10 protein-coding genes are annotated in these 13,015 nt (G+C 30.7%); all 10 read right to left on the reverse strand.

Features of this window, described 5'->3' with window-relative positions; translation table 11 throughout:
* Positions 1-5: 5 nt before the first annotated feature.
* The 10 genes from infB to P8F83_RS07470 all read right to left on the reverse strand — a co-directional run bounded on the left by infB (position 6) and on the right by P8F83_RS07470 (position 13,014).
* A complete protein-coding gene (infB, locus tag P8F83_RS07425) occupies positions 6-2,066 on the reverse strand; it encodes a translation initiation factor IF-2 (RefSeq protein ID WP_326514100.1) in 2,061 nt (686 codons plus the stop codon).
* A 20-nt stretch (positions 2,067-2,086) separates the two neighbouring features.
* Positions 2,087-2,407, reverse strand: a complete 321-nt coding sequence (locus tag P8F83_RS07430) for a ribosomal L7Ae/L30e/S12e/Gadd45 family protein (protein WP_326514101.1) — start codon at positions 2,405-2,407, stop codon at positions 2,087-2,089.
* Positions 2,400-2,666, reverse strand: a complete 267-nt coding sequence (rnpM, locus tag P8F83_RS07435; protein ID WP_326514102.1) for an RNase P modulator RnpM — start codon at positions 2,664-2,666, stop codon at positions 2,400-2,402. The genes P8F83_RS07430 and rnpM overlap by 8 nt, the downstream gene beginning before the upstream one ends.
* A gap of 13 nt (positions 2,667-2,679) precedes the next feature.
* A complete protein-coding gene (gene nusA, locus P8F83_RS07440) occupies positions 2,680-3,732 on the reverse strand; it encodes a transcription termination factor NusA (RefSeq protein WP_073015984.1) in 1,053 nt (350 codons plus the stop codon).
* Between the two features lie 18 nt (positions 3,733-3,750).
* Complete coding sequence (gene rimP, locus P8F83_RS07445; RefSeq protein ID WP_315113291.1) at positions 3,751-4,212, reverse strand: ribosome maturation factor RimP; 462 nt, start codon at positions 4,210-4,212, stop codon at positions 3,751-3,753.
* A 218-nt stretch (positions 4,213-4,430) separates the two neighbouring features.
* Positions 4,431-8,753 (reverse strand): PolC-type DNA polymerase III, encoded by a 4,323-nt coding sequence (locus P8F83_RS07450; RefSeq protein ID WP_326514103.1) that lies wholly within the window; start codon positions 8,751-8,753, stop codon positions 4,431-4,433.
* 107 nt (positions 8,754-8,860) lie between these two features.
* Positions 8,861-9,913, reverse strand: a complete 1,053-nt coding sequence (ispG, locus tag P8F83_RS07455) for a flavodoxin-dependent (E)-4-hydroxy-3-methylbut-2-enyl-diphosphate synthase (RefSeq protein ID WP_326514104.1) — start codon at positions 9,911-9,913, stop codon at positions 8,861-8,863.
* A gap of 11 nt (positions 9,914-9,924) precedes the next feature.
* The gene (rseP, locus tag P8F83_RS07460; protein ID WP_326514105.1) at positions 9,925-10,935 is read right to left on the reverse strand and encodes an RIP metalloprotease RseP; all 1,011 of its coding nucleotides are present in this window, start codon (positions 10,933-10,935) and stop codon (positions 9,925-9,927) included.
* 13 nt (positions 10,936-10,948) lie between these two features.
* Positions 10,949-12,103, reverse strand: a complete 1,155-nt coding sequence (locus P8F83_RS07465; RefSeq protein ID WP_326514106.1) for a 1-deoxy-D-xylulose-5-phosphate reductoisomerase — start codon at positions 12,101-12,103, stop codon at positions 10,949-10,951.
* A 116-nt stretch (positions 12,104-12,219) separates the two neighbouring features.
* Entirely contained in the window at positions 12,220-13,014 is a 795-nt protein-coding gene (locus P8F83_RS07470; RefSeq protein ID WP_286906357.1) for a phosphatidate cytidylyltransferase, read from the reverse strand.
* Position 13,015 lies beyond the last annotated feature (1 nt).

A 13,015-nucleotide genomic window follows, 5' to 3' on the forward strand; every position in this document is an offset into this window, starting at 1 on the left:
CCTCTTTACAGTTCTTTTCTCTTTATAGCTTCCATAGTATAAGCTTCTACTATATCGCCTTCTTTTATATCATTAAATCTCTCAATTGTTATTCCACATTCGTATCCAGCATTAACTTCTTTAACATCATCTTTAAATCTCTTTAATGAGCCTAATGTTGATTCGAAAATTACAATGCCTTCTCTTATTACTCTTACATCTGAATTTCTAACAAGCTTTCCATCTAAAACATAAGATCCTGCGATAGTTCCAACGTTAGAAATTTTATAAGTTTGCCTAATTTCCGCTTTTCCAAGTATAACTTCTTTATATTCTGGATCAAGCATTCCTATCATAGCAGATTTTATATCTTCAATTGCATCATATATAATTCTATATGTCTTCATATCAACATTTTCTTTTTCTGCCGCAATAGTTGCATTAGAATCTGGTCTAACATTAAATCCTATAAGTAATGCATTTGATGCAGCTGCTAAAATAACATCACTTTCAGTAATAGCTCCAGCGCCTCCATGTATAACTCTAACTTTTACATCATCTGTTGATAATTTTTCTAATGAAGATCTTATTGCTTCAACAGAACCTTGAACGTCAGCTTTAACAACAACAGATAATTCTTTGATTTTTCCTTCTTTGATTTGAGAGTATAAATCTTCTAAAGATACTCTGTGACTTGAATTAAGTTGATCAGTTCTATCTTTATCTTTTCTTGATTCAGCCATTGTTCTAGCAGTTTTTTCATCTTTAACTACGTTGAATCTATCTCCTGCTGATGGAACTTCTGAAAGACCTAATATCTCTACTGGTATAGATGGTCCTGCTGATTTTATCTTTTTACCCTTATCATCAAACATTGCTCTAATTCTACCATAAGTTGATCCAACTATTATAGAATCACCTACGTGTAAAGTACCATTTTGAACAAGAAGACTTGCAACAGCTCCTCTTCCTTTATCTAATTTAGCTTCAATTACAGTTCCTTTAGCTCTTCTATCAGAATTTGCTTTTAATTCTTGTATTTCAGCTGTAAGAAGAACCATTTCTAGAAGAGAATCTAAATTTTCTTGTGTTTTAGCTGATACAGGTACACATATAGTATCTCCACCCCAGTCTTCAGATACTAATCCATATTCTGTTAATTCTTGTTTTACTCTCTCTATGTTAGCACCAGGTCTATCTATTTTATTAATTGCTACAATCATTGGAACTTCTGCTGCCTTACAGTGATTTATAGCTTCTCTAGTTTGAGGCATTATTCCATCATCAGCTGCAACAACCAATATAACTATATCTGTAATTTGAGCACCTCTTGCACGCATAGCAGTAAATGCTTCATGTCCTGGAGTATCTAGAAAAGTAATTTTTTCATCATTTACCCTTACAGTATAAGCTCCAATATGTTGAGTTATTCCACCAGCTTCTTTTTCTGTAACACTAGATTTTCTTATAGCATCTAAAAGAGAAGTCTTACCGTGGTCAACATGACCCATTACTGTTATGATTGGTGGTCTCTTAGAAAGATTTTCTTCCTTATCAATATCTTCTTCTATTTTCTCTAAAGTTAAATCATCAGCTTTTCTCTCTAAAATTATTTCAAATTTCTCTGCAACCTTTTGAGCTGTTTCAAAATCTATCTCTTGATTTAATCCAGCCATAACACCTTCAAACATTAATGTTCTAATTACTTCTGTGCTTGGTTTCTTAAATTTATCAGCTAAATCCTTAACTGTGATGCTGTCGCCAATTTCTATAACTTCTTCTATTGACCCATCATTTAGTTCTTCATCACTTTTCTTGTTTCTGTTCTTTTTCTTTTTCTTAGCTTGATTATTAACTTCTTCAGCAATTCTTTCTTCATATTCATCTACTATAGTTTTTTTCTCTTCATCACTTACTACAGTAGTTGACCCTGCTAAAAGTTCCTTAATTAATGCAGCATCTTCATCTTCAATTACACTCATATGATTTTTTACTTCAACAGCGAATTCTTCGGCTAGTAAGGTTATCAAATCTTTACTTGAAATACCTAGCTCTTTCGCTAATTCATACACTCTAATTTTAGACATGTATTCACCCCCGAATATTATTAAATTTTATTATTTTTATTTTCTTTATAGTTAATCAATAATTTATCTGCCATATTTTTATCAGTAATTCCGATCACATTTATCTCAACTCTTCCTATTGCCATTCCTAAATCTTCTTTTGAAAATTCATCGATAAATGGTATGTTTTCTTTTATGCAATAAGTAGAAAATAATTTGTAGGATCTTTCTGATAAATCATTTGAAAATATAAATAGATGTATTTTCTTTTTTCCTAAGGAATCTTCACATTTATTATATCCTTCAATAACTTTACCGGCTCTTTTCACCAATCCTAAAAATTGAAAAAATTTATTAACCATTTGAAATCACTTCTTTCAATTTTTCATAGATTTCAGCGTTTATTTCACTCTCTAAGTTCTTATTTAAGCGCTTTGCTTTATATGACTTCTCTAAACATTCAACATTTTTGCAAATATATGCGCCTCTTCCTGACTTCTTGCCAGTTAAATCGACAGAAATCTCTCCTGTAGGAGATTTCACTATTCTTATTAACTCTTTTTTAGGCTTCATCTCCATACAACCATTACACATTCTCATTGGAATCTTTTTAACTTTCATTAATAACACCTCTCTATTCTTTTATCTGAGATTTGCTTTTAATGTCTATTTTCCAGTTAGTTAACTTTGCTGCTAATCTAACATTTTGACCTTCTTTACCTATAGCTAAAGAAAGCTGAGAATCGTCAACAACTACTTTTGCTGATTTAACTTCTTCATCTATTGTTACATCAAGTACTTTTGCTGGGCTTAATGCATTTGCAATAAATTCTTCTGGAAGCTTACTCCATTTAATTATATCAATTTTCTCATTTTTAAGTTCATTTACAATATTTTGTACTCTTTGACCTTTTGGACCAACACATGCACCCATAGGATCAACATCGTCTTCATTTGAATGAACTGCTATTTTAGTTCTTGAACTAGCTTCTCTTGATATTGATTTAATCTCTACTATTCCAGTATATATTTCTGGAACTTCTAATTCAAATAATCTTCTTACTAAACCAGGGTGAGTTCTTGAAACCAAAACTTGAGGACCCTTAGATCCATTTTTAACTTCAACTATATATAATTTTAGCATTTCATTAAAATTATACTCTTCTCCTGGCATTTGTTCATTTGGACCTAAAATTGCTTCTAATTTGCCTAAATCAACAAAGACATTGCCTCTGTCTTTCCTTATTACAGTTCCTGTAATAATATCAAATTCTTTTTCTTTAAACTCATTATAAACAATTTTTCTTTCAGCTTCTTTTATTCTTTGAAGCACAACTTGTTTTGCTTGCATAGCAGCTATTCTTCCAAAATTTCTTGGAGTTACTTCTATTTCAACAATATCACCAAGTTCATATCTTGGATCTATTTCTTTTGCATCTGGTAGCTCTATTTCAGTTAAAGCATCATAAACGTCTTCAACAACTTCTCTTTGTGAGTAAACATGTAGCTCTCCAGTTTCTGTATTTATACTTACTCTAACATTTTGAGCCCCTCTGTCACTTCCAAAAGAATAGTTCTTTTTATAAGCATTAATCAAAGCATCTTCTATAGTTGCAAATAGTAGCTCTTCACTTATTCCCTTATCTCTAATGATTTCTTTTAATGCACTAATGAATTCCTCATTCATTGATATACCCTCCTTAATCTATATCTCCCCTTCAATATTTATGGACTTGATTTTATCTTTTGGAATTATAATACTATTATTATCCCTTAAAATAACAATTTCATCCTCTTTTATTTCGGATAATGTCCCTTTAATAACTTTTTCACCATTAACAGCCTTTAAAAGTCTTGCAACTACTTTAGAACCTACACTTTTAAGCATATGTTCATTAGTAAATAGCTGTCTATCAATGCCTGGCGAAGATACCTCTAGATAATATTGACCTTCTATAGGATCTGATTCATCCATTAAGCTGCTTACTAATCTACTGATTTTTTCACAATCACTTAAGGATATACCATTATCTGAATCAATATATACCCTTAAATAATACTCATTATTTTCTTTTACATATTCAACATGATAGAACTCATATCCTTGTTCATCTACCAAAGGTTTTATAAGTTCTTTAAGCTTATCTTCCAATTCAATCTTTTTCATCTTTTAACCTCCTTTACTAGCCTTACCGTTTAGTATAGCCAATAGTTAGTTTATTAATATAAGCTATATAAAAACGCAACATTTATAGTTGCGTTTTACAAATAGAAAGAGCGGACAAATTGTCCACTCCCTTCTACGCTTCTATTTAAATAAACTTTCTATTTTTATAATAACATAGTAATAATTGGATTACAACCTTTATTTGAAATTATCTTTTACTATCCAAATAACGAAATTTGATTTGTTTCACCAAGACCCTCTAGACATCCATGAATCGATAAAGTTTCTATAACTGTTTTTGATATTTTAGCTCTTATTCTTAAATCTTCTTTTGATATAAATTCTCCATCTTTTCTTACCTCTACTATACTTTTTGCTGCATTATCTCCAACACCTTGAAGAGAATTAATAGGTGGTCTTATCATACCATTTTCTATTTTAAATTTTACAGAATCTGATTCGTAGAGATCTACTTTTAAGAACCTAAATCCCCTCTTAATCATTTCAAAAGCTATTTCTAATATAGTCATTAATCCTTTATCTTTTTGGGTTACATTATTCCCCATCTGATATATCTCTTGTAGCTTATTTTTAATAGCTCCCTCACCTTTACATATAAGCTCAGCATCAAAATCATCTGCTCTAACTGTAAAATAAGTTGCATAGTAAGCTAAAGGATAATAAACCTTAAAATATGCTATTCTTACTGCCATCATAACATAAGCAACAGCATGCCCTTTTGGGAACATGTATTTTATCTTTTTACAGGATTCTATGTACCACTCTGGAACATTATTCTCCTTCATTATCTGTTCATATTCCTCGGATACACCTTTTCCTTTTCTCACTTTTTCCATTATATTAAACGCCGTCTTAGGAGGAACCCCTTTGTAAATTAAGTAAACCATAATATCATCTCTTGTAGAAATACATTCACTTAATGTAGTATATCCTTCTTTAATGTAATACTGAGCATTATTAAGCCATACATCAGTACCGTGTGATAGTCCCGATATTCTCACTAAATCTGCAAAAGTTTTGGGCTTAGTATCCAAAAGCATTTGTCGAACAAATTTAGTTCCAAACTCAGGAAGTCCATAGGTTCCCACCTCACATTCAAGCTCTTCTTTTGTTATTCCAAGTGCATCAGGACTTGTAAATAAACTTAATACTTTTTCATCATGAAGAGGAATTGTTTTAGGATCTATACCCGTTAAGTCTTGAAGCATTCTTAAAACTGTTGGGTCGTCGTGACCTAATATATCTAATTTTAATAGTCTACCACTTATTGAATGATAATCAAAGTGCGTTGTAACTACATCAGAATCACGATCATCTGCTGGATGTTGTATTGGACAAAAATTATGAATATCATTGTCTCTAGGCACAACCATTATACCACCTGGATGCTGGCCTGTAGTTCGTTTTATCCCTGTACATCCTAGTGTCAATCTCTCTATTTCTGCCGACGATGCTATTATGTTTCTTTCATCTAAGTATTTTCTAACATATCCATATGCAGTTTTTTCTGCTACAGTTCCAATAGTTCCTGCTTTAAATACAAACCCTTTTCCGAATAAAACCTCAGTATATTTGTGAATTACACCTTGATTATCTCCAGAAAAGTTTAAATCTATATCTGGTTCTTTATCTCCCTCAAAACCTAAGAAGGTTTCAAATGGAATATCATGACCATCTTTTTTATATAAGGTTCCGCAATCAGGACAATTTTTGTCAGGTAAATCAGCTCCAGAACTTATAGATCCATCTAAAAAGAATTGCGATTTTTTACAATTTGGACATACATAATGGGGTGGTAGCCCATTAACTTCTGTAATATCAGACATAGTTGCTACAAATGAAGAACCAACAGATCCTCTTGAACCAACTAAATATCCATCAGAAATTGATTTAGCAACCAATTTTTGAGCAATTAAATAAAGCACTGCATATCCATTTGATATAATTGAATTAAGTTCCTTATCCAATCTCTTTTGAACCACTTCTGGTAAATTATCTCCATAAATACTATGAACCTTATTTAAAGTCATATTTTTAATATCGTCCTCTGCCCCATCAATTTTAGGTGGATAGGTTTCATCTGGTATTGGCTTACAGCCTTCTATTTGATTTGCTATAAAATTAGTATTTTTAATAACAACCTCATAAGCCTTATCTTCACCTAAATAATCAAATTCCTTTAACATCTCATCAGTTGTTCTTAAATACAATGGTGGCTGACTATCAGCATCACTAAAGCCTTGTCCCGCTAATATTATTTTTCTATAAACTTCATCTTCTGGATCCATAAAATGCACATCACAAGTAGCTACAGTAACTTTTCCTAGTTTTTGTCCAATATCATATATATTTCTATTTATTGTTTTTAATTCTTCTCTATCTTTTACATTTCCCTTTTCAATTAAAAACATATTATTGTCTATAGGTTGTATTTCTAGATAATCATAAAAACTTGCAATTTCTTCTATTTCATTTTGAGATTTACCATCTAAAATAGCTCTATATACTTGACCAGCCTCACATGCAGACCCAATTATTAACCCTTCTCTAAACTCAGATACAAGTGTTTTTGGTAATCTAGGTTTTCTATAGAAATTATCTAAATGTGCTTTACTAACTAGTTGATATAAATTTTTAATCCCCACTTGATTTTTAGCAAGTATTATTACATGGTACATAGGCAGCTTACCAATATCAACATTATTTAAAAACTCTTCATTTAGCTTATCTAGGTTATCTATATTAAAATCTTCTACTAATTTCTCAAAACATTTTAATAAAATCTCAGCTGTTGCCTTTGCATCATCCACTGCTCTGTGATGATTTTCTAAAGAAATACCTAAATGTTTCGCTATTATATTAAGTTTCACTCTTTTTAAGTCTGGATATAAAAATCGCGCTAAAGGAACAGTATCTAAAATACTAAAAGAAAATTCTAGTGATAAATTGTTACAATTGGTTTTAATAAAAGAGCAGTCAAATCCTGCATTATGAGCAACCAAAACTGAACCTTTACAAAAAGCTAAAAATTCTGGCAACACTTTATCAATAGTAGGTGCATCCATCACCATACTATCTTCTATTGATGTTAGTTCAGTAACATTAAAGGGAATTGGTCTCTCTGGATTAACAAAACTTGAAAATCTATCTATTACTTTACCATCACATACTTTAACTGCCCCTATTTCTATTATTTTATCATTTTTAGGTGAAAACCCTGTTGTCTCTATATCAAAAACTACGTAAGTATCTTTAATACTTTGATTTTTAGAGTTTAGAACTATAGGAACCCCATTGTCAACTAAATATCCCTCTAGTCCATATATAACTTTTATTCCATGTTTTTTAGCAGCATCCATAGCTTCAGGATAGGCCTGAACTACACCATGATCAGTTATTGCAATTGCTGGATGACCCCACTTAGCTGCCCTTTCTATAAGTTTTGAAGGTGATGTGACAGCGTCCATCGTACTCATTGTAGTATGACAATGAAGCTCAACTCTTTTTTCAGAAGCCAAATCCTGTTTTACAATTTTCTGCATCTTTACTATATCTCTAACACTAAAGGTTATTTCTCTTGAGTAATTATCGTATCTTGCCTCTCCCCTAATCTTGCAGTATAATCCTTTTTTAACATTCTCCAAAACTCTCTCTTGAACTTTAGAATTTAAGAAGGCTTTTACAACAATAGATGATGTATTATCTGTAATAAAGAAGGTTAGAAGTATTTTTCCACTTTTAGTTTCTCTTGTTTCTACTTTAAATATCTCTCCTGTTAACGCTACTATCCCTAATTCCTCATTTACACTCTTTATAGGAATAGATTCTTCTACAATAGCTCTTCCCATAATTATATTTTCATTATCTATTTTTACATCTTTATTACTATAATCTTTCTTCTGTATTTCTGCTGCTTTTACTGGCATTTTTGGTCTTTCAACCTGGACATTGCTTTTTATTTCTTTTATTATTTTTTCTGTCTCTTGCTTTTTATAGACTTTATATTCTTCACTTATCTTTATGTCAATTTCACTATCAAATTTTAAACCAACTACTGCTTTAAATCCAAATATAGAATTAATATATTTTCTTAATAAGTCTTGCATCTTCTGTTTTTTCGCAAAATTTATTAGTATCTCTGAGCCATAAGAAATTATTAAAGAGTTATCTATAACTTCTTTTTCTCCGGACAATAAAATATTTTTAGTTAATGGATGCTTTTTAATTATTTCTTCAATCAATTCGTTCCAGTGCTTATCTACAATCTCTTTTAAGCTTATATTGGATATATCTATAATACATAAAATATCTATGTCAACATTCAAATTCAACTTTTTTGTAATTATCTCTCTAACACTTAATTCTTCCTTACTACTTAAGGCTTCTTTGCTTCTTAAGATAACCTTTAATTTATTGCTTTTTTTCATATATTGAAAACCTGAAATTCTAAGAGCTTTTTCCTCAATATCTTCAAGTTTATAAATTTCTTTATTTATTGACTCTATAAATTCCTTACCCAAGGAAAATTCCTCCTAGCATAATTAAAAATAATTTTGAATACCAAAAGCAAAAGAAGAAATCCAGCGTGCTGAATTTCAACTATACTTTTTCTATTTTAACTTGTTATCTAAAGTTTATCAATTTCTTTCATTAATTCTTGAACTAAATCTTCCTCTTTAACTTTTTTTAATATTTCACCCTTTTTGAAGATTATACCTTCACCTTTTCCTCCTGCAATTCCTATATCAGCTTCCCTAGCTTCTCCTGGGCCGTTAACAACACACCCCATAATAGCTACCTTTATATCTTTTTTGCAGCTTGAAAGTTTATCTTCAATCTCTTTAGCTATTCCTATAAGATCAATCTGAGTTCTTCCGCATGTTGGACAAGAAACAAATTCTATACCACCTTTTTTAATTCCTAAAGCTTTTAGAATTTCATTCCCAACTTTAATTTCCTCAACAGGATCACCAGTTAAAGATACTCTTATTGTGTCTCCAATCCCCTCAGCAAGTAAAGTTCCTATTCCAACAGAAGACTTTATTGTTCCTCTCCAAGGAGTTCCAGACTCTGTAACTCCTAAATGAAGAGGATAATCTGATTTTTCACTCATAAGTCTATAACTATTTATCATAGTTTGAACATCAGAAGATTTTATAGATATAACAATATTTCTAAAATTCATCTTTTCTAATATATCTGCACTTTTTAAAGCACTTTCAACTAATGCTTCAGGACATGGCTTTCCATACTTAGCTAGAAGCTCTTTTTCTAATGAGCCTGAGTTAACACCTATTCTTATAGGTATGTTTTTATCATTACATGCTTCAGCAACCACTTTTACTCGTTCAATTGAACCAATATTGCCTGGATTAATCCTTAAAGCTGAAACTCCATTTTTTATAGATTCTAAAGCTAGTTTATAATCAAAATGAATATCTGCAACTAGAGGAATACTTATTTGTTTAGCAATTTCTCCTATAGCTTTTGCCGCCTCCATATCTGGAACTGCACATCTTATAATATCACAACCAGCAATTTCTAAGTTTCTTATTTGATTTACTGTACTTTTAACATCTCTAGTATCTGTATTGGTCATAGATTGGACTGTTATTCTACTATCTCCACCTATAAATGTTTTATTACCAATCTTAATCTTTCTTGTTTCTTTTCTAAACATATTCTACACCTCTAAAATTGAACTGGAAAAAGTATATCCTTAATTGTTACTAAAATCATTATTCCTAATAAAAGTGTTAATGCCACACTATTAACGTAATTTAATATTCTATCAGGTATTTTTTTGCCTGTAATTAATTCTATTAATATAAAGAATGCCCAACCACCATCTAATGCTGGGAAAGGTAATAAGTTAAATACAGCTAAATTTACTGAAATAAATGCAGTAAAATATAGAAGACTCCAAATACCTGCTTTAGCAGCTTCTCCACTCATTCTTACTATTGTTACAGGTCCGCCAATATCTGTTTTCAGATTAGCTTTGCCTGAAAATAACATCTTAAATCCTAAAAATGTCTGCTTAACTAATGAAACTGTTTGATTTGCACCATATTTAATTGATTGAGTAAACGAAGGATTATCAACTCTGCCAAAGTAGAATCCGATTTGATAGTTTCCTTCCTCGGTCAACTTAGGTGTTATATTAAATTTTCTTGTTTCATTATTACGATTAATCTCAACATCCAATGGATTTCCTTTAGCTAATGCTACAGCTACAGATACATCTTCAGCTGTTAGTATTTTCATATCATTTATTTTAGTGAACTTATCTCCTGCTTTAAGACCAACCTCTTTTGCTGGGGAATTATCAACTATATCCTTAACCTCTGGAGTACTAAAACCTAAATTCATACCCATGGTAATAAAAATAACTATTGCTAAAAGATAATTCATAACAACACCAGCTACTATAATACTTATCCTTCTTAGTGGGGATTTACTTGTAAGGCTTCTTTTATCATTAACCTCTTCTTCCTCCCCAAGCATAGCAACTCTTCCACCTAGAGGGAGAATCCTTAAACAATAATCTGTCTCACCAACTTTAACACCTATAACCCTAGGTCCAAAACCTATAGAAAACTCCTCAACTTTTACCCCATTTACCTTTGCCATTATAAAGTGACCTAATTCATGAACAATTATTAGCACAGAAAATGCTAATATAGCTGCTACTATATACATCTATTTCCTCCTTCTAACTATATTTCTCATAAATATAGCTTCTAACTAATTTGTCAGTAGATAAAATACCCTCTATAGTTAAATATTCATCTACATAAAATCTATTCATACACTCTTCTATTATTTCTGGAATTTCTAGAAACTTTACTTTTTCTTCTAAAAATAATTCAACTAAAACTTCATTAGCTCCATTTAAAATTGTAGGCATTATGCCACCAATTTTTCCTGCATCAAAAGCTAGTTTAAGGCATTTAAATGTTTCAAAATCAGGTTTTTCAAAACTTAAATTAGCTAAATTCCAAAAATCTAACTCTTTACATATATTACTTTCCCTATTAGGATAGTTTAATGCATACTGTATAGGTAATTTCATATCTGTAGAACTTATTTGAGCGATTACGCTTGCATCTTTAAATTCCACCATAGAATGTACTAAACTTTGAGGATGAACAACAACTTGTATCTTTTCAAACGGTACATTAAATAGCCAATGAGCTTCTATAACCTCTAACCCCTTATTCATTAACGTAGCAGAATCTATAGATATCTTTCTTCCCATACTCCAGTTAGGGTGTTTTAAAGCCTCCCTAAAAGTTACATCTTCTAGTTCTTTAGAAACTTTACCTCTAAAAGGACCCCCAGATGCTGTAAGAAGAATTTTGTTAATATCTTCATACTTTTCTCCATTTAGACATTGAAATATAGCCCCATGCTCTGAATCTACAGGCAATATTTTCACACCATATTTTTTTGCTTCCTCCATAACAATAGCTCCCGCTACAACTAAAGTTTCTTTATTTGCTAGAGCTATATCCTTACCAGCTCGTATAGCTTCTAATGTAGGTTCAAGACCTATCATACCAACTACAGATGTCAAAACGACATCAATTTCACTTAAAGATGCTATTTTTTTTAGTCCATCTATTCCCTTTAAGAGTATAACCTCTTTATTGTTATCTTTAATATAATTTTCGAATTTATTGTAAGCATCAGCTTCTTCTAATACAATATATTTAGGTTTAAATTCCTCTAATATTTCTATCATTTTTTCAAAGTTTTTAAATGCAGATACAGCTACAAGCTCCATAGTTTCTTTATGAAATCTAATTACGTCTAAAGCTTGCGTTCCTACGGACCCAGTAACCCCTAATATCGATATTTTTTTCATATTTTGCCTCCTATATTTGCCTTTCTAAAAAGTCAATCATATTCTTATTATATCAAAAATGTTCCAATTTAAAAGAAAAATAAAAAAGCTTGCAGTTAAAACACTGCAAACTTAAACTACAATCTTATTATAAATGTTAAATAATAAAATACAACTGTTGCTGAAAAAAGTATGGAGTCGAATCTATCTAAAATCCCTCCATGACCTGGAATTAAATTAGAATAATCCTTAATTCCTACATATCTTTTAACTGAAGATGCTACTAAGTCTCCAAATTGAGAGAAAACTCCACAAAATGCTCCTATAAGAAAGTAATGATATATAGCAATACCAGGTACATAGCTACTTATAAAATATCCAAATATCCCACAAAATATAGTAGCTCCTAAAAGTCCGCCTACTGATCCCTCTATGGTTTTTTTAGGGCTGACTTTAGGATTAAGTTTATGTTTTCCTAAGTATCTTCCAGCATAATAAGCAGTAGTATCACACATCCATGAACCTATAAATATGAGCCAAACTAAATATTTACCTCCATAACTTTGATTTACAAGGTATATGAAAGAAAATAGTACACAAACGTACATAAAACCTAAAAGAGTTAAGGCCACATCTATAAAGGTTATTTCTAAGTTTATTACTGGTATACACAATAATATAAAAGCAGCTAAGATAAGCATATACATTAAAATCAAAAAATCATTATTAAACATATAATATGCTACTAAAAGTACATATCCTGCTATGCTTATAGGTTTATAATTTTTGGATTTAAGTGCTTTATAAAATTCATGTAGTCCCATTATAGATAACAAAAGTATTAGGTATTTTAAATAATCCCCCCCTAGATAAACAAATATTACACAAGGTGCAATTATTAACGCTCCTAAATACCTATTATTCGATTTCATA

The organism is Clostridium intestinale, assembly GCF_035905475.1.
Taxonomy (GTDB): domain Bacteria; phylum Bacillota; class Clostridia; order Clostridiales; family Clostridiaceae; genus Clostridium_T; species Clostridium_T intestinale.